Origin of the sequence: Tateyamaria omphalii, from assembly GCF_014651375.1 — a bacterium.
GTDB lineage: Bacteria > Pseudomonadota > Alphaproteobacteria > Rhodobacterales > Rhodobacteraceae > Tateyamaria > Tateyamaria omphalii.
Genome location: NZ_BMWT01000001.1, coordinates 1,039,956 through 1,060,461, shown reverse-complemented (window position 1 = coordinate 1,060,461; position 20,506 = coordinate 1,039,956). Strand labels below are relative to the sequence as shown.

General features: G+C 60.5%; 25 protein-coding genes. 14 read left to right on the top strand and 11 right to left on the bottom strand.

The annotated features are described in order from the left end of the window. Positions 1-61: 61 nt before the first annotated feature. Both smc and IE087_RS05180 read right to left on the bottom strand, forming a co-directional pair. Entirely contained in the window at positions 62-3,517 is a 3,456-nt protein-coding gene (gene smc / locus IE087_RS05185) for a chromosome segregation protein SMC (protein WP_189368194.1), read from the bottom strand. A gap of 128 nt (positions 3,518-3,645) precedes the next feature. Then, entirely contained in the window at positions 3,646-4,050 is a 405-nt protein-coding gene (locus tag IE087_RS05180; RefSeq protein ID WP_189368193.1) for a hypothetical protein, read from the bottom strand. Positions 4,051-4,300: 250 nt separating this feature from the next. Between IE087_RS05180 and IE087_RS05175 the strand changes: the two genes are divergently transcribed. Further along, positions 4,301-5,068 (top strand): FadR/GntR family transcriptional regulator, encoded by a 768-nt coding sequence (locus IE087_RS05175; protein ID WP_189368192.1) that lies wholly within the window; start codon positions 4,301-4,303, stop codon positions 5,066-5,068. Positions 5,069-5,212: 144 nt separating this feature from the next. On the opposite strand, the gene IE087_RS05170 is transcribed toward IE087_RS05175, so the two are convergent. The 6 genes from IE087_RS05170 to IE087_RS05145 form a co-directional block, all read right to left on the bottom strand. Beyond that, the gene (locus IE087_RS05170; protein WP_189368191.1) at positions 5,213-5,788 is read right to left on the bottom strand and encodes a F0F1 ATP synthase subunit B; all 576 of its coding nucleotides are present in this window, start codon (positions 5,786-5,788) and stop codon (positions 5,213-5,215) included. 4 nt (positions 5,789-5,792) lie between these two features. After that, positions 5,793-6,329: a F0F1 ATP synthase subunit B' gene (locus tag IE087_RS05165; protein ID WP_189368190.1), complete on the bottom strand. Its 537-nt coding sequence runs from the start codon at positions 6,327-6,329 to the stop codon at positions 5,793-5,795. 111 nt (positions 6,330-6,440) lie between these two features. Then, entirely contained in the window at positions 6,441-6,665 is a 225-nt protein-coding gene (locus IE087_RS05160; protein WP_015496525.1) for a F0F1 ATP synthase subunit C, read from the bottom strand. Between the two features lie 58 nt (positions 6,666-6,723). Next, on the bottom strand, positions 6,724-7,479 hold the full coding sequence (locus tag IE087_RS05155) for a F0F1 ATP synthase subunit A (RefSeq protein ID WP_189368189.1): 756 nt from the start codon (positions 7,477-7,479) through the stop codon (positions 6,724-6,726). Positions 7,480-7,494: 15 nt separating this feature from the next. Beyond that, a complete protein-coding gene (locus IE087_RS05150; protein WP_189368188.1) occupies positions 7,495-7,830 on the bottom strand; it encodes an AtpZ/AtpI family protein in 336 nt (111 codons plus the stop codon). Positions 7,831-8,016: 186 nt separating this feature from the next. Further along, complete coding sequence (locus IE087_RS05145) at positions 8,017-8,919, bottom strand: LysR family transcriptional regulator (RefSeq protein ID WP_189368187.1); 903 nt, start codon at positions 8,917-8,919, stop codon at positions 8,017-8,019. A 355-nt stretch (positions 8,920-9,274) separates the two neighbouring features. On the opposite strand from IE087_RS05145, the gene IE087_RS05140 reads away from it, so the two are divergent. Beyond that, a complete protein-coding gene (locus tag IE087_RS05140; protein ID WP_189368186.1) occupies positions 9,275-9,610 on the top strand; it encodes an ArsR/SmtB family transcription factor in 336 nt (111 codons plus the stop codon). A gap of 71 nt (positions 9,611-9,681) precedes the next feature. Beyond that, the gene (locus IE087_RS05135; RefSeq protein WP_189368185.1) at positions 9,682-10,581 is read left to right on the top strand and encodes a glycosyltransferase family 61 protein; all 900 of its coding nucleotides are present in this window, start codon (positions 9,682-9,684) and stop codon (positions 10,579-10,581) included. On the opposite strand, the gene IE087_RS05130 is transcribed toward IE087_RS05135, so the two are convergent. Both IE087_RS05130 and IE087_RS05125 read right to left on the bottom strand, forming a co-directional pair. After that, a complete protein-coding gene (locus IE087_RS05130; protein ID WP_189368184.1) occupies positions 10,578-11,465 on the bottom strand; it encodes a DMT family transporter in 888 nt (295 codons plus the stop codon). The genes IE087_RS05135 and IE087_RS05130 overlap by 4 nt on opposite strands. Beyond that, positions 11,462-12,343, bottom strand: coding sequence for a LysR family transcriptional regulator (locus tag IE087_RS05125; RefSeq protein ID WP_189368183.1), 882 nt, complete (start codon positions 12,341-12,343; stop codon positions 11,462-11,464). The genes IE087_RS05130 and IE087_RS05125 overlap by 4 nt, the downstream gene beginning before the upstream one ends. Before the next feature lie 122 nt (positions 12,344-12,465). Here IE087_RS05125 and IE087_RS05120 point away from each other — a divergent pair, with 122 nt between their 5' ends. Beyond that, positions 12,466-13,038 carry an FMN-dependent NADH-azoreductase gene (locus IE087_RS05120; RefSeq protein WP_189368182.1) on the top strand — a complete coding sequence of 191 codons (573 nt, stop codon included), beginning with the start codon at positions 12,466-12,468 and terminating at the stop codon, positions 13,036-13,038. Between the two features lie 99 nt (positions 13,039-13,137). Beyond that, entirely contained in the window at positions 13,138-13,602 is a 465-nt protein-coding gene (locus tag IE087_RS05115) for a hypothetical protein (protein WP_189368181.1), read from the top strand. Here IE087_RS05115 and IE087_RS05110 read toward each other — a convergent pair. Continuing rightward, positions 13,599-14,159 (bottom strand): DinB family protein, encoded by a 561-nt coding sequence (locus IE087_RS05110; protein WP_189368180.1) that lies wholly within the window; start codon positions 14,157-14,159, stop codon positions 13,599-13,601. The two genes, IE087_RS05115 and IE087_RS05110, sit on opposite strands and share 4 nt — an antisense overlap. Before the next feature lie 116 nt (positions 14,160-14,275). Between IE087_RS05110 and IE087_RS05105 the strand changes: the two genes are divergently transcribed. The 9 genes from IE087_RS05105 (at position 14,276) to IE087_RS05065 (ending at position 20,412) form a co-directional block, all read left to right on the top strand. Further along, the gene (locus IE087_RS05105) at positions 14,276-14,674 is read left to right on the top strand and encodes a c-type cytochrome (RefSeq protein ID WP_189368179.1); all 399 of its coding nucleotides are present in this window, start codon (positions 14,276-14,278) and stop codon (positions 14,672-14,674) included. Positions 14,675-15,352: 678 nt separating this feature from the next. Continuing rightward, on the top strand, positions 15,353-16,852 hold the full coding sequence (ffh, locus tag IE087_RS05100; RefSeq protein ID WP_189368178.1) for a signal recognition particle protein: 1,500 nt from the start codon (positions 15,353-15,355) through the stop codon (positions 16,850-16,852). Continuing rightward, positions 16,849-17,181 carry an NIPSNAP family protein gene (locus IE087_RS05095; protein WP_189368177.1) on the top strand — a complete coding sequence of 111 codons (333 nt, stop codon included), beginning with the start codon at positions 16,849-16,851 and terminating at the stop codon, positions 17,179-17,181. The genes ffh and IE087_RS05095 overlap by 4 nt, the downstream gene beginning before the upstream one ends. Next, entirely contained in the window at positions 17,178-17,699 is a 522-nt protein-coding gene (locus tag IE087_RS05090; protein WP_189368176.1) for a GNAT family N-acetyltransferase, read from the top strand. Before IE087_RS05095 ends, IE087_RS05090 begins: the two co-directional genes overlap by 4 nt. Next, complete coding sequence (locus tag IE087_RS05085) at positions 17,696-18,208, top strand: GNAT family N-acetyltransferase (RefSeq protein ID WP_189368175.1); 513 nt, start codon at positions 17,696-17,698, stop codon at positions 18,206-18,208. The genes IE087_RS05090 and IE087_RS05085 overlap by 4 nt, the downstream gene beginning before the upstream one ends. Continuing rightward, entirely contained in the window at positions 18,205-18,726 is a 522-nt protein-coding gene (locus tag IE087_RS05080; protein WP_189368174.1) for a GNAT family N-acetyltransferase, read from the top strand. Before IE087_RS05085 ends, IE087_RS05080 begins: the two co-directional genes overlap by 4 nt. Next, a complete protein-coding gene (locus tag IE087_RS05075) occupies positions 18,723-19,250 on the top strand; it encodes a GNAT family N-acetyltransferase (protein ID WP_189368173.1) in 528 nt (175 codons plus the stop codon). Before IE087_RS05080 ends, IE087_RS05075 begins: the two co-directional genes overlap by 4 nt. Next, a complete protein-coding gene (locus tag IE087_RS05070; RefSeq protein WP_189368172.1) occupies positions 19,247-19,810 on the top strand; it encodes a GNAT family N-acetyltransferase in 564 nt (187 codons plus the stop codon). Before IE087_RS05075 ends, IE087_RS05070 begins: the two co-directional genes overlap by 4 nt. Then, complete coding sequence (locus IE087_RS05065; RefSeq protein WP_189368348.1) at positions 19,810-20,412, top strand: GNAT family N-acetyltransferase; 603 nt, start codon at positions 19,810-19,812, stop codon at positions 20,410-20,412. The genes IE087_RS05070 and IE087_RS05065 overlap by 1 nt, the downstream gene beginning before the upstream one ends. Positions 20,413-20,506 lie beyond the last annotated feature (94 nt).

Sequence of the window (20,506 nt, the reverse complement as noted above, 5' to 3'; positions counted from 1 at the left end):
ATTTGAGGCCATAGCCAAAGCCCAGTTCAAAGTCGAATGGGTACGCGCACAGCGCACCCCATTACGCAACCAGTGTCTCAGCCTTCTTCAGGTCCACAGACACCAGCTGGCTTACACCCTGCTCGGCCATGGTCACACCAAACAACCGGTCCATCCGCGCCATCGTAACCGCGTGGTGCGTGATAATCAGGAATCGTGTGTCGGTGCGGCGGCACATCTCGTCCAGCAGGTCGCAGAAGCGGGTCACGTTCGCATCGTCGAGCGGCGCGTCCACCTCGTCCAGCACACAGATCGGCGCCGGATTGGCCAGGAACACGGCAAAGATCAGCGCCATGGCGGTCAGCGTCTGCTCACCACCAGACAACAGGCTAAGGGTCGACAGCTTCTTGCCCGGCGGCTGGCACATAATCTCAAGCCCCGCCTCAAGCGGGTCCTCACTTTCGACCATAACCAGGTTCGCCTCACCGCCCCCAAAAAGGTGGGTAAAGAGCAGCGAGAAGTTCGAATTCACCTGCTCAAAGGCGGTCAGCAACCGCTCGCGCCCTTCCCGGTTGAGGCTGGCAATGCCGCTGCGCAGGGTCTTGATGGCTTCCTCAAGGTCCGCCTTTTCCCCCACCAGCGTATCGTGCTCTTCCTGCACTTCCTTGGCATCTTCCTCGGCCCGCAGGTTCACGGCACCCAGCGCATCACGCTGACGCTTCAGGCGACCGACCTCGGTTTCCAACGCCTCGGCTCCCGGCATCTGGTCAGGCGAGACATCCAGTGCCGTCAGCAACTGGTTCGGGGTCATCTGCTGCTCTTCGGCAATCCGCTCGGCGGCATAGGATACGGTCTCGCGCGCCGCCTCCGCCCGCGCCTCGGATCGGGCGCGGGCCTCACGCGCCTCAGACGCCAACCGTTCCGCCTCACGCTCCGCCAGCGTAGCATCACGCAAACGACCTTCACCCTCCGACAACGTATTGGCCGCTTCCGCCTTGCGCGCCTCAGCCCGGGCAATCTCTTCGCTCAACGCCTCGCGCTTGGCGGCCAACTCGGCAGGCGCCGCTTGCGCCGTCTTCAAGTCCGCCTCAGACGTGACCTTCCGGTCCACCAGCTCTGCCGTGCGGCGCTCGGCTGTTTCAAGACGGTGCTTCCAGCCGCTCACTTCCTTGGTGATCTCCTGCGCCCGCTTCACACGCGCCTCTCCTGTGCGGCGCAGATCGTCATGGGCCGACCGGCGGGACATCATGGTGATGCGGGCCGCCTCGACGGTCATCCGCAGATCCTCGACCTCGGCCCGGGCCGCCTCCAGATCGGGCAGATCAGCCAGCGCGGTCTCGGCCTCGGACACACGGGCACGCGCCGCCATCGCATCTTCTTCATGGCGGGTCACCGCCAAACCAAGGGACTCCAACCGCCCCTCTGCCAGATTGCGATCGGCCTCGGCCCGACTCAGGGCACGGGCGGCATCCGCAACCATCCGGTCCGCCTCGCGGCGGGCATTGCGAGCCTGCTTGTCGGCCTCGGTCAGCTCGGCCATGCGCGAGGTCAACGCCTCATGCGCCTGCCGCGCCCCGTCCGCACGGGACGTGGCTCGCTCCAAGGACTGTTTCAGCTCTTCCAACCGGTTCAACTGCTGCAAGCGCAGGGCCGCCGCACTTGGCGCATCCTCGGCCCAGGCACGGAACCCATCCCAGCGCCACACGTCACCTTCCTGAGACACCAGACGCTGACCGGGTTTCAACAAGGGCTGCAAACGGGCCGCGTCATCGGCATCGACAAGACCGATCTGCGACATCCGGCGGACCAGAACATCCGGCACAGACACGTGCTGGGTCAGGGCCGTCACGCCATCAGGCAAAGGCTGATCCGTGTCATAGGGCGGCAAGACGGCCCAGCCCGACGGGCCATCCGCATCGACCTCAGGTGCGCGCAGATCGTCGGCCAACGCCGCACCCAGCGCCTTTTCAAAGCCCTGCTGCACCTGCAAGCGGTCGAGAATCTGGCCCCCCTCCGCCGTGTCGCGCTCCACCAACTTGGCCAAGGCACCGGCCTCGGCGCGCAAGGCGTTCATCTCGCCTTCGGCTTCGGACCGTTCTGCCCGAGCATCCGCCTCACGCGACTGGGTCTCAGCGCGCGCTTCCTCGGCTGAAATCAGGGCGGCATCGGCACGTTTCGCTGTGGCCTCGGCCTCGGTCGCGGCAACCTGTGCCGCCTCGAAATCCGCACCTGCCTTGTCCAGTGCCGCGCGGCTGGTCGCTACCGCGGCGCGCGCCTTCTCGGCTTCGGCCTCGGATTTGGCTTCAACCTTTCGGCTGTCCTCCAGCAAACGCTGGGCAGAGCCATGGCGGGCTGCCAAACGCGCCACATCCTCGGTCTTGTCGGACTGATCGCCTTCGCGAGCCTGCAACACCTGCCCGGCCTCGCGCGCAGCCTCAGCGGCCGCCGCCAACACGCCTTCGTGGCCCTCACTGGCCTTGGCGATCTCGGCCGCTTCCCACTCAAGACGCTCAATGGTCTCGCCCGCATCCTTGTTCAGCCCGCCCTCACGCTCGATGTCGCGGGCAAGCTGCGCAATCCGGCTTTCAAGGGTCTCAATGGCCTGCTCCGCCTGCTGCTCCTGATCCGACAGCGTGTCGCGCTGAACAGCCAAACGCTGCAAAACAGCCGCCGCAATTGCGTCTTCCTCGCGCAAGGGAGGTAACGCATCTTCGGCCGCAGCCCGCGCCTTGGCCGACACCTGCACAGCGCCCTGCGCCTGCGCAGCCGCAGTGGTCCGGCCCTTCAATTCCTCATCCGCAGCGGCGCGCGCATCGTCCGCCTCGCGCCAACGGCGATACAGCAACTGACCTTCGGCCTTGCGCAGGCTGTCGCCAATCTCGCGATAGCGGGCGGCCTGACGGGCCTGACGGGCAAGTTGTGCCAATTGCGCTGCCAATTGCTCAATCACATCATCAACGCGGGCCAGGTTCTGTTCTGCACCCTTCAGCTTCAACTCGGCCTCGTGCCGACGCTGATACAGGCCCGAGATGCCCGCCGCCTCTTCCAATATGCGGCGCCGGTTCTTGGGCTTGGCGTTGATCAGCTCCGCAATCTGCCCCTGCCGCACAAGCGCGGGCGAGTGCGCACCGGTGGACGCATCAGCAAACAGCATCTGCACATCGCGCGCCCGCACATCCTTGCCATTGGTTTTATAGGCGCTGCCCACATCCCGCGTGATGCGGCGCACGATCTCAAGCGCATCCTGATCGTTGAACCCCGCAGGGGCCAGACGCTCCGAGTTGTCGATATGCAGGCTGACCTCAGCAAAGTTGCGGGCTGGACGGGTCGAGGCCCCCGCAAAGATCACATCCTCCATCCCGCCACCGCGCATCGCCGTGGGGCGGTTTTCACCCATCACCCAGCGCAGCGCTTCGAGCAGGTTCGACTTGCCGCAGCCATTCGGCCCTACAACGCCGGTCAGCCCATCCGCGATGATCAAATCGGTGGGATCCACAAAGGACTTAAAGCCCGTCAGTCTGAGTTTCGAAAAGCGCAAGCGCGCACCTCTGGCCTGAGTCTCACTGGACTGGTATCGTGGACGGTGTTCCGCAGCCCTGTCAACGCCAACACCCCAGAATGTGCGGGAAGCCGCAGGTTATCCACAAGATATTGCGGTTTGCAGCTTCAGATCGGGGTGCAATCGACATCCAGCACCAATTCACCCGTGGCGGGGCTGATGTAACTGTCCAGCGTGTAGCAGCTCAGCTCGTCATGCGGCAGGGATCGATCAATGGCTGGTCCGCCCTTGCCACAGTCAAGGATGCCAGTGGCAAGGGCCTGATCACCCCGCACCTCCTTGACCTTGCAGCCGCTCACAATCTCCATCGCCATGGCAGCGCGTTGGCGGATGGGGCCAAAGCGCGGGGCGTATTCCATGTTGGTGCGCAGTGCCTCGGCCAAACGTCCCCTGACGCGCACGTCAAAAGTTGATCCATCTACCGTCACTGTCGTGGCTGGCAAGCCGCGAAAATGGGGGCCGGGCGTGTTGCAGGCGGCCAACACCATCAGCAAGGGCAGTATCCAACGCATATGCGCACATGAGCAGGCCCACGGTTAAGAATGGATTAACGCATGCTGCGTGCGTTGCGTTAACCACCGCTTCTGCGTCCGTTGGGGGTGTACAGGGGGTGTACGGATGGTGCACGGGGGGTGACACCCTGTGTTCGGCGTCAATCTCTATGAAAACAAGGTGAATGCGCCCATCTACTCAGAGGCCATTCGCACAATTGCACGCCAGGGTCATTGGTCATATGATTTTACCAATTCGACCGGAGTCTTCATGCCCTTTCGCCCCGTCCAACCCGACAAACTGTCCGCCGCCGTGATCCGGCAGATCGAGCAACTGATCCTGCGCGGCATCCTGCGGCCCGGCGAACGGCTGCCCCCTGAACGTGAGCTTGCCGAGCGCATGGGTGTCTCTCGACCTTCCCTGCGCGATGCCATTGGCACGCTGCAAGAGACGGGCCTGCTGGTGGCGAAACCGGGCGCAGGTGTCTACGTCGCCGACGTGCTGGGATCGGCCTTTGCACCTGCTTTGACAGAACTTTTTGCTCGCCACGACGAAGCGGTCTTCGACTACCTCAGCTTCCGCAGGGACATGGAAGGGCTGGCTGCAGAACGCGCCGCACGTCTCGCCTCGGACACCGATCTGGCCGTTGTGCAAAAGGTGTTCGAAAAGATGGAAGCCGCCCATCCCAAGCGCAATGGCGAAGAAGAAGCACAGCTTGATGCGCAGTTCCACATGGCGATTATCGAGGCCAGCCACAATGTCATCATGCTGCACATGATGCGGTCAATGTACCAACTGCTGCGGGATGGTGTTTTCTACAACCGACAGGTCATGTTCAAGCAACGCACAACACGACAGGCGCTGCTGGACCAACACCGCCAGATCAACGAGGCCCTGCAAAGCCGCGACCCGGACGCAGCCAGAGCGGCTGTGCACGCCCATCTGGACTATGTGGAGCGGGCGCTGCGCGATCAGCAAAAAGCGGAGCATAACGAAGAGATCGCACGCCAACGGCTGGATCACGAGACCCGGCGTTGATCCCAAGGTCGCTGCGCGACGACATTTACCAGGGGGCGCTGCCCCCGGCGCATCCGCGCCTCCCCCGTGGTATTTCAGGTCAGAAGAAACAAAAAACCCCGGTGCAAATGCCCGGGGTTTTCAATTGGTTGCACGTCTGATCAATCAGTGCAGGCGTGCGTCGACCTCGGTGATGGCGTCGTCGATCAGCTTGTTGCCGTCCGTTGCCGTCATCTGTTTTGCGATCACATCGCGGGCCGCTTGTACGGCGACCATGGCAGCGGTGTCGCGCACCTCTTTCACGGCGCCTGCTTCGGCGGAAGCGATCTGATCGTTGGCAGCAGCAAGGCGGCGTTCGATGGACGTTTTCAGGTCAGCGCGCGCCTGTTCGGCGGCCGCTTCCGCGTCCTTCTTGGCCTGTTCGACAATCTTGTCAGCCTGACCTTGCACTTCCTTCTGTTTGCGCTCGTAAGAGGCCAGCAGCGTCTGCGCCTCTTCGCGCAGGGCGCGGGCTTCGTCGAGCTCCGACTGGATGCCGCTTGCGCGGTCGTCCAGCATTTTCGAGATCATGCCAGGCACTTTGAAGTAGAACAGAACGGCAATGAACAGGATGAAGGCAACCAGGACGATGAAGTCCGTGTTGCTCAGCTTCCAGAAGTCTGCCGAGAACGGGTTTTTGGATGCGGCCATGGCCGGACCAGCAGCCAGAACAGCCAGTGATGTCAGGGTGAGATAACGCATGATCTTAACCTTTCATCCGGGCTGTCACAGCCGCCGTGATGGACTTGGCATCTGCCTTGCCACCCATGAGGGCGACGATGTCCTTGGCAGCGTCCTTGGCCACTTCTTTGACGGCGTCCTGCGCACCTGCGCGAATGTCGGCAATCGCCTTTTCGCTCTCGGCGGCTTTGGCTGCAATCTCGGCATCCGCTTTTTCGATGGCAACGTCCAGATCGGCCTGAATGGCCGCCTTGGTCTCGCCCGCGATGCGCTGCGCCTCGGCACGAGCGTCTGCCAGCGCCTTGTCATAGGCCGCCTCGGCGGCCTCCGCCTTGGCCTTCAGATCTTCAGCCGCGGCGATGTCATTCGTAATGGTCCCCTGCCGTTCGGCAAGGATGGCTGCGATCCGCGGCAGGGCCACGCGCGACAGCACGAAATAGATAACGACGAGGGTCACAAGCAACCAGAAGATCTGGTTGTCGAACGTACCCACGTTCAGTTGCGGCATACCCGCCTGTGTGCCTGCGGCCACTTCGGCTGCCGCATTGGTGTTGTCTGCCATAACAGTCGTTCCCCTGAGGTAGCCCTGCGATCAGGGCCGAATTGCGAGCCATACATCGGGCAGCGTGACTGTATCACGCCGCCCGACCGTAAGGAATGTCGCCAGAGAAGCTTAGACGGCGAACATCAGCAGCAGAGCGACGAGGAACGAGAAGATCCCCAGGGCTTCTGCAAAGGCGATGCCGATGAACAGGGTCGCGGTTTGACCGGCAGCTGCCGATGGGTTGCGCAGGGCGCCGGCGAGGAAGTTGCCAGCGACGTGGCCCACACCGATAGCGGCTGCGCCGGAACCGATTGCTGCCAGGCCTGCGCCGATGTGTGCGAGTTCACCTTCCATGAGAATTCTCCTTACGATTGGAAGTTTGCGTAGGATGGGCGGTCTTGCCCACCAAACATTAGTGATGCGGGTGCAGTGCGTCCTTGAGGTACACGCATGTGAGGATTGTGAAGACGTAGGCCTGAATGGCCGACACCAGCACTTCGAGCCCGTAGATCGCCATGACGCCGATGATGGCGACCGGTGCAATGGCTGCCACCTGAGCAAAGCCAGCGAACACCTTCAGAACCGCATGGCCCGCCATCATGTTGCCTGCCAGACGAATGGAGTGGCTGACGGGGCGCACGAAATACGAAATGATCTCGATGATCGCCAGAACGGGACGCAGTGGCAGTGGCGCGCTCGACACCCAGAACAAGCCGAGGAACGAAGCACCGTTTTTAACAAAGCCCAGAACGGTCACAGCGATGAACACGCCGAAGCCAAGGATCGCAGTCACGGCGATATGCGAGGTCGTGGTGAACGACATAGGGATCAGGCCAAGGAAGTTGGCGCAGAGGATGAACATGAACAACGTCATGATGTAAGGGAAATACTTGATCCCGTCCTTGCCCGTCACATCTTCGACCATCTTGTAGACAAAGCCATACATCAGCTCGGCGATGGATTGGCCGCGGCCCGGAACGGTGGCGCGCTTGGACGTGGTCAGAACCATCAGGCCGATGATCGCAAGGATCGCCAGTGCCAACCACAGTGTCACGTTGGTGATGGTGTACCAATGCACGTCGTAGCCACCGAACAACGGTTTGACTTCGAACTGATCCATCGGGTGGAATGAAAGGCCACCACCTTCACCGTGCGCTTCGTCTGCCATCCGGCTTTCTCCGTCCTAGCCCCGCGGGGCGTCATCCTTGTCGGCCTCTTCGGCCTCTCGCATGCTCTGAACCTCTTTCGCGCTGCGCATCATCGTCTGGATGCCGGCCGCGAGGCCCAGAAAGATAAATATGATCATGAGAAACGGAGAAGTGCCGAACAGCGCGTCCAGCCCGTATCCCATGCCAAACCCGATCACCAGACCGGCCACCAACTCGATCACCATGCGCCAGGCCAGTTGTGCCTGAGAGTGATGATCCGGTGTGCGGGGTTTCGGGGCGTGCTCTTCCTTAACAGCGTCGATTTTGGCGCTCAGGGCCTTCAGTCGATCTGCGTCTTCGGGGTCGGTCACGCGCCTTTCATCCCGTCATTTGGTTCGAGGGTTGGATATGGCGCGGGGCGACGTGAGTCAACGCAGGGCGAGCGTGCTGAAAACTCTGCGCTAACCTTTGTTTTAATTGCATATTTTTGGATTCCATTCGACACAGGACAACCCGCCGCACCTTCCGAAACTAGTGAATTGAGCCAATTCCGTCATTCAACCATTTGGTTGATTTTCATCTGAGCGCAGCGCTCGTGTGTGATCAAGCAGCCATGTACGCACGGATCTGACAGCCTTGCGACGCCCGGCTTGCCCACTGGTCAGAAGATGGAAAGACCCCATTCTGAAACCGACATCAGACAAGCGAACCAGACGCCCGGCCGCCACCTCGACCGCGGCACAATCCGCAGACCCCATATACAGACCTGCGCCGTGTATCGCCGCCTCAAACGCAAGAGGCATGCGCGCGCGCCATTCCCCTTCGTTGACAAGAGTGGGATCAAACCCTGCGATGGAACACCATTTTGACCAGACAAGTTCGTGCCGATCTCTGAACAGTTGATACTGGCCCAAGTGTTCAGTGCGGATGCGATTGCCGGGGACAAGCCCCGGGGCGGCGTAGGGAAACAGCTTTGCATCACTGATCAAGTCCGATGGCACGTCCAAAACGCCCTTGTGGGCAAAGCGAATAGCCATATCCGCCTCGAACCTGTCCAAATCCGCCAATTGATCCGAGGCAATTAAACGTAACTCGATCTCGGGCAGATCTTTCTGCAGCTTTCGCATCAGCGGCGCGATCACTTTGGTTGCAAACAGTGGTTCACTGTTGACCACGACGCGCCCAGTTGGCGTATCCGCCAGGCCCTCGGTCGCTTCTGCAATCACATCAAAAGCCGGACGGATGCGCTGCATGTAGTGCCCACCCTCAGCCGTCAGCGCGACACCACGTGAGGCGTCCCGGAACAGTTGAACACCAAGCCGTGCTTCCAAACCACGGACATGGCGGCTGATGGCAGAATGGCTCACCCCCAACTCTTCTGCCGCACGGCTGAAGCTCTCATGGCGGGCGGCTGCTTCGAATGCGCGCAACGCGTTCAGCGGGGGCAAAGTACGGGACATGGCGCTGACCTGTGCAAAAACTGCACAAGTGATGTCAGGGAACTCTGTTTGTGGCAATGCCGAAGTTCGGGCAAACTGCAAGCATTCCTCAACACACGAGGCTCTTCATGCTTACCATTCGTCGAAACGCGCTTTTGCGCGCACTCTCAACTTGTGCAAATTTCATGCAACCCAAGCACAAGATAAGGCCAACCAAGGGCACCGCGTTGCCCCCAATGACCGATCAGATTGCGCGGGATATCGGGCTTACACCGCATCAACGCGCAATCATGTCCCATCGCTGGCCGTCCCGCGAAAGCAGGCATCCGTACCTCTGATCGCTTCCCCTTGGCCCCGGCGCCCGGTATGACAGGCCATGGCCGATCCGCTCGACACCGTCTTTTCCGCACTTGCCGACCCCACGCGGCGGGCGATCCTGACGATGTTGCTCGAGGACGACATGGCCGTCACCGACGTGGCCGAACCGTTCGAGATGTCGCTTGCTGCAATTTCCAAGCACCTGACCATCCTGACACGCGCCGGACTGATCCAGCAGGAAAAGCGCGGGCGCGTGAAATGGTGCAAGCTGGACCCGGACGCGATGCGTGGGGCGTCGGTCTGGATGCAGGGATTTGGCCAGTTCGAGCCTGTGAACATGGATGCATTCGAGCGGTTTCTGGCGGCGGAGTTATCAGAGGGTGATCCGCTCTGATCGATGTTGCAACGAAACTGCCGGACACACTTCCACCTGCGCGCATACGCATTGTCAGAAGTGCCATTGTCATGCCCAACGCCGCTGCAGGAGACAATGCACCCCACGGCGTTTTTGACAGACGTGGCTCCTTCTTACCCTTGTCGCAGGCACGGCTGTCTCGGCGACGGCTGAGCATAGCCCCCAATCGAGAGCAGGCGACGGAACACCTGCCCGGCACACATCTTTATGCTGGATTTGGGCATTCGCATTTTGGCCATTTCATGCTGGAAAGCCTCGTGCGTCTGTGGGCGCTCGACCATCTCGAAACTCCACTGGACGGCTTGGTCATCCCCACACGAGCGCACATGTACATGGAACCAGCTCTGGAAAACAGCCTCGCGCCGGTGGTTGACCGGTTCTGCGATGGGGTTCCCTTAAGGGTCATAAGGGCGCCAACACGGGTCGACAGGCTGGTTTTGCCCACAGCCGGGTTTGGACATGGACCATGGCTGAACGGTACACCAGAGTTCCGTGCCTACACCCAAAAGAGGTTCGCAAGAGTAAAAGTAGACGGGCCGGAAAAGCTCTATGTCTCACGCAGGGGTTTGAAGCGCGGACACCAGCGCGTCGACCGCGAAGACGAGATCGAGGCGATGATGGAAGATGCGGGCTACTTCATTTTCCACCCTCAAGACCACCACCTTGAAGTTCAGCTCGGGATCCTGCGCGCCGCAAGAACCATCGTTGGCTCGGACGGGTCAGCGTTTCACCTTGCGTCCTTTGTGATGCGGTCGGATGCGAGTGTGGCGATCTTTATGCGCCGCAACCGGCCCGAGATGTTGCGGCACCTCTCCACCCAGATAAAAAGCTTTGCGGGTCCGTCACCACTTTTGATCGATCCGCGTCAACGCCCGTTGACCGGTGAAACCCCCGCCCCTCTGTCATTGGACGAACTTCGGACCATGCTGACAGACAACGGATTTCTCTAAGCGCGTTCTTCGTCCCTCAACAGCAAGGACAACGCTAAAATAGTTAGGCCAACGCCCGCCCACACAATGCCTGGTGGGACACCGTTGCCAAGCGTAACCTCCCACAAAATGACCCAGCTGGGGGTCAGGTAGGTATAGGCCATGACCTTGGCAGACGGCAGGCGCAGCGTCGCAAATTGGAGCAGGACAAACGTTGCAGCTGAAGCAAAGACAGACACGTATAGAAGCGTAATCCAAACGATCCTCGGCAAATCCGCCCATGGCGTCGCCATCAGATCGCGCCACCCCCACAGCGTCAGCAACACGGCCCCCGCAATCAACATGCCAAAGGTAAACACGACCGCCGGTTCACCCCGGTTCATCTTGCGGACCATCGGGGTGTAGATCGCGTGACTTACACAGCCGAAGAAATAGATGATCTCGCCACGGCCAACGTCGAAGGCCAAAAACGCCGACAGGTCAGCTCGAAAAATCACCCAAAGCGCACCGGCAGCCCCAACAGCAAGGGCAAACGCCATACGGGGTGTCGTGACCTGGCGCAACAGAACATAGCCAAAGACGCCCGACATGACCGGGGTAAGCGTAAAGACAGCCGCTGCACTGACAGGTGCCGCAGTCTTCAGCCCCTCGAACATGAGTACGAAATATATGGCAAAAAGCCCGCCCAACAGCGCATAGCGCCACGGTGCCTGCAAGGCGGATCGTGGCACACCACCCCGCATCACCACGGCGACACCAATGACAAGGGCCGCGATCCAGAAGCGCGCCGCATTTAGGGCGGCGGGCGCGATTTCATTGGCCGCCATGGCGCCCAGCGAAAACGATCCGGCAACCAGCGCCGAAAACAGCAACATGGCCGCATGGCCGCGCAGTCCGGCGCTCACAAGACGTGCCAGTCCTTTGACTTTTCCTTGAGGAACGTGAGGAAGGCTTGCACCTTGTTCGTGCGATGCAGGTCAACATGTGTCACCAGCCACAACGGTGATGACCAATCCTCTCGCGGGGTTACAATCTCAACCAGATCGGGGTTTGCCCGCGCCTCCATCACCGGAAGAAACCCTATGCCAGCCCCCGCGAGAACGGCCTGTTCCAGCGCACGAACATCAGTAGACCGGAAGGTGATGTCATCCTCTTTCACCTGGCTGCGCAACCATTTGTGAAAAGGTGCACGATTGTCAGCAGCGTCATGGCTGACGAAACGGTGGCCATCGGCCGATCCAATATCTTCGGGATGCCCATGTTCGGATATGTATGACCTTGTGGCATAGAGGCCCATCGACTGCCGCACAAAGGGCTGCACGACATTATCCGGCTGGTCTGGAGCGTTGCCCGCGCGGATTGCTACATGCGCCTCACCATATTCAAGGCGAAACAGCCGCTCACCCGTCAGATAGCGCACGACAACATCGGGGTGCTTTTGCTGGAACTCGGTCAAGACAGGTGCCATCCGCGGTGCCATCGTGACCAAGGACGTCACCACCAGTTCGCCCGACACTTCGGTGCCACGCCCCTTGATACGTCCGACCAGCTGACTGAACTGGTCATCCGTGGCTTGCGCTACACGAAACAGATCATCACCCGCCTCGGTGGGGGTATAACCCCGCGCATGGCGTTGAAACAGTTTGACGCCAAGCCGCCCTTCAAGTGCATCAATATGACGGATGACGGTCGCATGATGAACGCCCAGAACTTCGGCCGCCCCGCTAACCGTGCCCATGCGGGCCACTTGATAGGCGGTCTTGATCTCGTCCCAATTGTCCATCGGTCAAAAGCTCTTTGTGCAAATCCTAACAGATGCTGTTGAGTTTCAGGAATTGCGTTCGAATTTGCAAGAGCCAATTCTAACGGCACACGACATTCACATCCCATAAGAGGACCCGACCAATGACCATCTTGCATATTGACAGCTCCGCCCGCACTCAAGGCTCCGTGACCCGTGACTTGACAACCGACATCGTTGCGAAACTGGGTGGTGATGTCATCCGCCGCGACCTGATCGAAGCCCTGCCACAGATCACGGAAAGCTGGGTTAACGCCAATTTCACCCCCGCCGATGATCGGGACGCGGCCCAACGCGACACGCTTGCTCTCTCCGACAGCCTCGTCGATGAGCTGAAGGCCGCAGACATCATCGTCATCGGCACACCTGTTTACAACTTCGGGATTCCTGCAGCACTCAAAGCATGGGTTGATTTGGTCGCGCGGGCCGGACTGACCTTCAAATACAGCGAAACCGGCCCGGTCGGCCTGCTTGAGGGCAAGCGTGCTATCATCGCCGTAGCCACAGGCGGCACAGCCGTTGGCAGCGAGATTGACTTTGCCACAGGCCACCTGAAACACGTCCTGGGATTCATAGGCATCCATGATGTTGAAGTGATCGCCGCAGACCGTGTCATGGCGCAAGGCGAGGAGGCGGTCAAAGACGCCAAAGCCGAGATCGAAAGGCTCGCGGCCTAGAGACGAGGCGCCTGTTTGCCATTCACCCGCCCCTACGTATCAGCAGCAGGGCGGGTTCACCCATTGTCCACCACATGACGGTGCAGATAGCGTCACGATATGGTCATCGTACGCAACATACCCACGCAACTGATTCTGGCACATGCACCCTGGCTGCTTGGCGGCGGATTGATTATCTGCATCGTCGCCTGCGCGGCGGCAGGTCTTGTCCTTATAACTGCCGGAGAACGCAGCGGCTTACTGATTGTGCTATTGGGTGCAGGTGTACCGCTGGGGATTTTCGCAATAGCCATCAAGCGCGATCAAGTCATCTTTGACGTACATTCTGGAACCGTCACAGTTCAGCGCCGCACAGTCTTCAAATACCAAAACGCTGTTTACAAGCTTGATACAGTACGCCGTGCCGATATCGACAATGTCTCGGACACGGCCCGCGCGATCCTGACATTCCATGATGCCCACCCGCCCTATCCGCTGGTCGAGGCCTACAACTCCGGCAATGGCCCACACCGAGCGGCAGATGCAATCAACAGCTGGCTCAAATCCTACCGACGTATTCCCTAGCGTCCGCCCCAAATATCAGCTTCGCTCAACCCCATATCATTCAAGTCCGGCGCCCGGCGCCGCGCGTCGTCGGCCCAGGCCATATAAAACTCATCCAACTGCGGCGGTGGAACGGTCGTCATGCTCAAAAGAGCGTGGACCTGCCCACGATGATGAATCTGGTGCTGGATCAAATGCAGAAAGGTGCGATCAAATCGTTCCTCCTGAACACCACGATCACGGGCCATCTGAACGCTGCGTGTCGGATCCGACAATGTTGCATCCTCGGTTACAGCAATCAGGCGCCGATCCACGTCACGCTGCGCCGCGCGCAAGACAGGCATGTCGCGATACGGCACCTCCTCGGCAAAGGCGGCAGGGCCAACGCAAGCGCCTTCAAGCGCCGATACATAGAACTGATCGACAATCAGTATGTGATTCAGCGTCGCTATGATGGACCCAAAGAAGGAAGGACGACGGGCCTCCAGCTCCTTTATATCCAGAACTGCACACGCGCGATGAAGGCGGTAATTCGACCATGCGTTGTTGTAAGCTTGCGGTGCAAAAAGTGGTGTCATTTGGCAATGTCCATTTCCAGCTCTGCCTTGGCAGACTCTGTAAAAAATTGATCGAGATCACGGCGCAGACTCAGCCGACCCCTATCCTGAGTAGAGTACCAGACAGGAGACGGACCATGAAACACCTCATCGCCACCTTCGCCTTTATATGCATTGCACCACTGACCGCGATTGCTCAGGACATAAGCACAGGTGCAACGCTCTACCAGCGCCACTGTGCAACGTGTCACGGGGTCGATGCGGATGGCAAAGGCCCCATGCGTCCGGCCCTCCTCCTGCAACCGCCCAGCCTGCGTGACCTGGCCGCGCGCAACGACGGTACGTTCCCCATCATACGTGTGGTGTCGCGAATTGACGGGCGCGACCCGCTGGTCAGCCACGGCTCCCCTATGCCGGTCTATGGCTGGTATTTCGAAGGAGAAGACACAGCCATAAAAGCCGAAACAGGCCAACCGATCCTGACCAGCCAACCCATCGTGGACCTGATGGCATATCTGGAAAGTATTCAGGAATAGTGGGTGTGCCCCGTTTGCTAAGGAGTGGCATCGGTTCGACGTCAAAGACTGAACATCCGCCACATGATCCGTTGCTCTAACTCGCTCGGATCATCTACCTCCATGTGGCAAAATTTAATCGCACCTGCTGGCAAGCGGTCCAACACGCGTGCGAAACCTCTTTTGTTTGTGCACCGCCCATGCCGTCGCCTCGATCGCGTTGTCTGGCGTCAGCTTACGGTGTGGTCGAACCTGCTGTGCTTCTTTAATCAACGCAGATCGCTTCCCGAACGGAACGGTGGCACGGTACTATTCCACTTTGAACCAAGATCGCGCATAGCAAACTTGGCAAAACACCGGCAAACAAAAGACCTGTTCAGCGATCAAACGGCGACGAAACGCCCAGAAGACTGCCGAAACCACAGACAACCTGTCGAAATGCAAAAAGACAGGCAAAGCGCGCCTGCTGAACTGCGCCGTTCTGACCCGGCAAAGCTTGACTCACTGCAACTTGCAGCCTATTGCCCCCGCAACACCCGGGAGTCTGTAAACTTCCGGTCCCTTGGGATATCCCGGGATCGCCCTCCGTCAGCGCGTTGCGCCCACGGGGGTGCTTTTCGTTTGGATCATTTCCTTGGGGTCTGCACCGCCTGCACTTACCTGTCAGGCAAACGTCAACGGTCGAAAGGATGAAGGCCCATGTTTGAAAATCTATCCGAACGCCTCTCCAGTGTCTTCGACCGGCTGACCAAACAGGGTGCGCTGAGCGAAGAAGACGTCAAAACCGCCCTGCGCGAGGTCCGCGTGGCCCTGCTTGAAGCTGACGTATCGCTGCCAGTCGCACGCGACTTCGTCAAAGCGGTACAGGAACAGGCGACCGGTCAGGCCGTCACCAAATCCGTCACACCCGGCCAGCAAGTCGTCAAGATCGTGCACGATGCGCTGGTCGACACGCTCAAGGGCGAAGGCGAACCCGGCGCGCTGAAAATCGACAGCCCCCCTGCCCCGATCCTGATGGTTGGTCTGCAAGGTGGCGGTAAAACAACGACGACCGCCAAGCTGGCGAAACGCCTGACCGAACGCGATGGCAAGCGGGTGCTCATGGCCTCGCTCGACGTGAACCGGCCGGCGGCCATGGAACAGCTCGCCATCCTCGGCGCGCAAATTGGCGTCGACACCCTGCCGATTGTGAAGGGCGAAGACCCTGTCGCCATCGCCAAACGGGCCAAGACCCAAGCCAGCATGGGTGGCTACGACGTCTACATGCTCGACACTGCCGGTCGCCTCTCGATCGACGAAGAATTGATGACGCAGGTCGAACAGGTCCGCGACGTGGCGACCCCGCGCGAAACCATCCTCGTGGTCGACGGCCTGACCGGCCAGGACGCCGTGAACACGGCACAAAACTTTGATGACCGCATCGGCATCTCGGGCGTGGTCCTGACCCGGATGGACGGCGACGGGCGCGGCGGTGCCGCCTTGTCCATGCGCGCCGTCACCGGCAAGCCCATCAAGTTCGTTGGTCTAGGCGAAAAGATGGACGCGCTCGAAACCTTCGAGCCGGAACGCATCGCGGGCCGCATCCTCGGCATGGGCGACATCGTTAGCCTTGTCGAAAAAGCGCAGGAAACCATCGAGGCCGAACAGGCCGAAAAGATGATGAAGCGCATGGCCAAGGGTCAGTTCAACATGAACGACCTGAAGATGCAGCTTGAACAGATGATCAAGATGGGCGGCATGGAAGGCATGATGGGCATGATGCCCGGCATGGGTAAGATGGCCAAACAGGTGCAGGACGCGGGCTTCGACGACAAGATCCTCAAGCAGCAGATCGCCATGATCCAGTCCATGACCAAGAAAGAGCGCGCGGCCCCGCAAATCCTGCAGGCCAGCCGGAAGAAACGCATCGCAGCAGGCTCGGGTATGCAGGTCTCTGACCTCAACAAGCTGCTCAAGATGCACCGCCAGATGTCCGACATGATGAAAAAGCTCGGCAAGGGCAAAGGCGGCATGATGAAAAAAGCCATGCAGGCTATGATGGGCAAAGGCGGCGGCATGCCCGACATGGGCAACATGGATCAGGCCCAGCTTGAGGCGGCAGCCAAGCAACTCGGCGGCAAGATGCCCGGCGGTCTGCCGGGCCTTGGCGGCGGTATGCCCCTGCCCCCGGGCCTGAGCGGGTTCGGCAAGAAGAAATGATAACCGCCCTGATCACATATGTGATCGACCCTCAAAAGGTCGATGCGTTCGAGGTCTACGCGCGTGCGTGGATTCACCTCGTGAACCGCATGGGCGGCACGCATCACGGCTATTTCCTGCCCTCCGAAGGGGCCAACAACAAAGCATGGGCGATGTTCTCGTTCCCATCGCTTGCGGCCTACGAAGCCTACCGCACCGAAATGGCGCAGGACGGCGAATGCCAACGCGCCTACAAACACGCGCAAGACACCGGCTGCATCCTCAGCTTCGACCGCACCTTCACCCGCCCCGTACTCGACGGCGCATCGTTGCAGGAGTTGGGCCTATGACACCCCTTGCCCCCACCCTCAAGACTGACCGCCTGACATTGCGCGCGCACGTGATGTCGGACTTCGAACCGCTCTACGCGCTCTTCGCATCTGACCGCGCGCAGTACATGGGTGGCCCAGTTGCAGCCAAACAGATGTGGTACTGGATCGCCGCGGAAGTAGGCAGTTGGCAACTCAAGGGCTTTGGCAGCTGGGGACTTGAACGCAACAGCGATGGCGCGTTCATGGGCCAGATCGGCATCAACCAACCGCACCACTTCCCCGAACCGGAACTGGGCTGGGTTCTGCTCGAAGAATTCGAAGGGCACGGCTATGCTGCCGAAGCGGCCACTCTTGCACGCAACTGGTTTTGGTCGAATACCAACGCCGAAAGCGTCGTCAGCTACATCACACCCGGCAACACCCGCTCCGAAGCACTCGCAGCCAAACTCGGCGCAACCCATGACCCGGATGCCCCCCTGCCCACTGGTGAAACGTCCCAAGACACGGCGGTTTTCCGTCATCGGAGGGGTGCATGAAAGCTGCCCCTACGCTCCGTACTGATCGGTTAACCCTGCGCCAGCCGCAAGCCGGCGACTTGTCGGTCTATGCGACCTATTGCGCCTCCGACCGCACGAAATTCGTCGGGGGGCCTTTCGATCAGGCCAAAGCCTTCGACAAGTTGGCGGCCATCGCCGGTCATTGGACCCTGCGCGGTTTCGGCCGCTATATCATGGAACGAGACGGGGCACCCATCGGTCATGTCGGACCCATGCAGCTGGATGATACACAGCCGCCCGAACTCACCTGGACACTCTGGGATGGCGCATATGAGGGCCAAGGCTTTGCAACCGAAGCTGCAAATCGAGTTCGCAACCACGTGCTGGGCGACCTCGGCTGGCCGCAAGTGGTCATACATATCATGCCTGACAACAGCGGATCCATCGGCATTGCCGAGCGGATTGGGGCCATCCGAACCGATGTCCAAGCCCCCGCTTGGTACGAAGGCGCAGTGGTTTACCAGCTCGCCCAAGAGGTAGCGATATGATCACCCTGACCGGCACCCCGACCCTCAGAACCGAGCGGCTGACCCTGCGCGCCCCGCAACCGCAGGACGCGCCGACCTTTATCGAGTTCTACAAGACCGACCGGTCCCAATTCGTGGGCGGCCCCATGAACGACCGACAGGGTTGGAATTTCTTCTGCACGGAAATCGGCCACTGGGTGATGAATGGCTTTGGCATGTTCGTAGTGACCTATCACGATGACGATACACCCCTCGGCATCGTGGGCCACTGGTACCCGAACACATGGCCGGAAAAGGAAGTCGGCTGGGTCCTCTTCGACGCCAAGCACGAAGGCAAAGGCATCGCATTCGAAGCGGCAAGGGCCTGTATCGACCATGCGTGGCACACACTGAAATGGGACACCATCGTCAGCTACATCGCCCACGGCAACGACGCCTCGGTCGCGCTTGCAGAACGTCTGGGCGCTTTGCGCGATGAGACAGCCGAAGATCCCGGCAAGGAGGCCTATGTCTACCGCCACCCGAGGCCCGCGGCATGACAGTCACCTTCTCAGCTCCTGAACTCGAAACCGAACGTCTGATCCTGCGCGCGCCGGACCTGTCGGATTTTGACGCCTTTGCGGCCTTCTACGCATCCCCCCGCGCCAGTTTTGTCGGCGGACCGCTCAGCCGTGAACTCAGCTGGCGCTCGCTTGCACTGGAAGCCGGACATTGGGTGCTGCGCGGCTTTGGCCGCTGGACGGTGATCGAGAAAGAGACAAAGGCGACCGTGGGCATCGTCGGCCTCTGGCATCCCGAGGGTTTCCCGGAAAACGAACTGGGCTGGGACCTGTTCGACGGCGCAACGGGCAAAGGTTACGCAACCGAGGCCGGGCGCGCGGCACGCGACTATGCCTATGGCACGCTTGGCTGGACAACGCTCACCAGCCTGATCGCCGTGGGCAACGACGGCTCGCGCCGTGTGGCCGAACGGCTGGGTGCAAGCTACGACCGTGATTTCACGCATGAGCGTTTTGGTGACATGCAGGTGTGGCGCCACCCGGGACCGGAGGCGTGCGGATGACTTTTCCCTGCGAAACACCACGCGACGGGCCGGCGGCCCTGTTTGCCATCGCCCTGCAAGGCCAACTGCCCACGCTATCAACCGAACGGCTGCTTCTGCGTGCGCCCCGCGTCACCGATTTCGACACTTATGCGCAGATCGCCTGTTCCGACCGGGGTCAGCATATCGGCGGCCCAATGAGCCGCGAAGACGCATGGACCGACTTCTCCCAGATGACCTCCACGTGGCTTCTGCATGGCCACGGCCTCTGGACCATCGGTCATGCGGGCGACATTGCAGGCTTTGCCTTGCTGGGATTTGAAGCTGGTGACCAGGAACCGGAACTCGGCTTTGTGCTCACCCAAAAAGCCGAAGGTGTTGGGATTGGGTTTGAAGCCGCACAGGCAGCGCTCACCTATGCCTTCGACACGCTCGGCTGGTCCACATTGGTCAGCTACATCGACCCCGACAACGCGCGCTCCATCAAACTGGCAAGGCGCCTTGGCGGCCTGCCTGATGGCGAAATCACGGAAGATGGCGAAACGACGCTGATCTACCGCTATGTGCGGGAGGTGATGTGATGTCCCACACAACCATCCCCACCATCGAAACACAGCGGCTTGTCCTGCGCGGCCCCCAGCCCGAGGATTACCCGAACTTCAAGGCCACCTTCGCCTCCTACCGCTCCCGCTTCATGGGCGGACCGCTCAATCCGTACGAGGCGTGGATGCTCTACGCCGCCGAGATCGGACATTGGGACATCCGCGGCTTCGGCATGTGGATGATCCACGACAAGGACAGCGACGACACCTACGGCATGGCTGGCGGCTGGCAGCCCGCTGGCTGGCCAGAACGCGAGATCGCCTGGATCATCTGGCCCGACAAGGCGGGTAAGGGCTACGCGCTCGAAGCCACGCACGCGGTGCGCGCGCACTACTACGCGAACGGATGGGACGGGGCAGTCAGCTACCTCGACCCGATGAACCTCGACAGCATCCGGCTGGCCGAGCGGCTTGGTGCGACCAAGGACAAGACCGCGCAAACCATCGACGGCTCCGACGCCGTCTACCGCCACCCCTCGCCTGACGCCCTTGATGGCACGCAACTGGCGCACGGGATCGAAATGGAAATCGGCCACTACGCCGACCCAATGTTCAAGCCGAAAGGATGGGCACTTGATTAACGAAACCTTACACCACCTGCGCGGTGGGGGTGCACACGGGGTGTACGGATGGTGCACCGGGGGTGACACCCTGTTTGTCGGCCATTTTGGGCCC

Coding starts and splice junctions, on each gene's coding strand:
- IE087_RS05145 (WP_189368187.1), bottom strand. CDS start 8,919: ATGTCCCGTACTTTGCCCCCGCTGAACGCGTTGCGCGCATTCGAAGCA.
- IE087_RS05135 (WP_189368185.1), top strand. CDS start 9,682: ATGCCCAACGCCGCTGCAGGAGACAATGCACCCCACGGCGTTTTTGAC.
- IE087_RS05105 (WP_189368179.1), top strand. CDS start 14,276: ATGAAACACCTCATCGCCACCTTCGCCTTTATATGCATTGCACCACTG.
- IE087_RS05110 (WP_189368180.1), bottom strand. CDS start 14,159: ATGACACCACTTTTTGCACCGCAAGCTTACAACAACGCATGGTCGAAT.
- ffh (WP_189368178.1), top strand. CDS start 15,353: ATGTTTGAAAATCTATCCGAACGCCTCTCCAGTGTCTTCGACCGGCTG.
- IE087_RS05065 (WP_189368348.1), top strand. CDS start 19,810: ATGTCCCACACAACCATCCCCACCATCGAAACACAGCGGCTTGTCCTG.
- IE087_RS05170 (WP_189368191.1), bottom strand. CDS start 5,788: ATGCGTTATCTCACCCTGACATCACTGGCTGTTCTGGCTGCTGGTCCG.
- IE087_RS05155 (WP_189368189.1), bottom strand. CDS start 7,479: ATGGCAGACGAAGCGCACGGTGAAGGTGGTGGCCTTTCATTCCACCCG.
- IE087_RS05140 (WP_189368186.1), top strand. CDS start 9,275: ATGGCCGATCCGCTCGACACCGTCTTTTCCGCACTTGCCGACCCCACG.
- IE087_RS05165 (WP_189368190.1), bottom strand. CDS start 6,329: ATGGCAGACAACACCAATGCGGCAGCCGAAGTGGCCGCAGGCACACAG.
- IE087_RS05125 (WP_189368183.1), bottom strand. CDS start 12,343: ATGGACAATTGGGACGAGATCAAGACCGCCTATCAAGTGGCCCGCATG.
- IE087_RS05180 (WP_189368193.1), bottom strand. CDS start 4,050: ATGCGTTGGATACTGCCCTTGCTGATGGTGTTGGCCGCCTGCAACACG.
- IE087_RS05160 (WP_015496525.1), bottom strand. CDS start 6,665: ATGGAAGGTGAACTCGCACACATCGGCGCAGGCCTGGCAGCAATCGGT.
- IE087_RS05085 (WP_189368175.1), top strand. CDS start 17,696: ATGAAAGCTGCCCCTACGCTCCGTACTGATCGGTTAACCCTGCGCCAG.
- IE087_RS05080 (WP_189368174.1), top strand. CDS start 18,205: ATGATCACCCTGACCGGCACCCCGACCCTCAGAACCGAGCGGCTGACC.
- IE087_RS05095 (WP_189368177.1), top strand. CDS start 16,849: ATGATAACCGCCCTGATCACATATGTGATCGACCCTCAAAAGGTCGAT.
- IE087_RS05070 (WP_189368172.1), top strand. CDS start 19,247: ATGACTTTTCCCTGCGAAACACCACGCGACGGGCCGGCGGCCCTGTTT.
- IE087_RS05075 (WP_189368173.1), top strand. CDS start 18,723: ATGACAGTCACCTTCTCAGCTCCTGAACTCGAAACCGAACGTCTGATC.
- IE087_RS05115 (WP_189368181.1), top strand. CDS start 13,138: ATGGTCATCGTACGCAACATACCCACGCAACTGATTCTGGCACATGCA.
- IE087_RS05090 (WP_189368176.1), top strand. CDS start 17,178: ATGACACCCCTTGCCCCCACCCTCAAGACTGACCGCCTGACATTGCGC.
- IE087_RS05175 (WP_189368192.1), top strand. CDS start 4,301: ATGCCCTTTCGCCCCGTCCAACCCGACAAACTGTCCGCCGCCGTGATC.
- IE087_RS05120 (WP_189368182.1), top strand. CDS start 12,466: ATGACCATCTTGCATATTGACAGCTCCGCCCGCACTCAAGGCTCCGTG.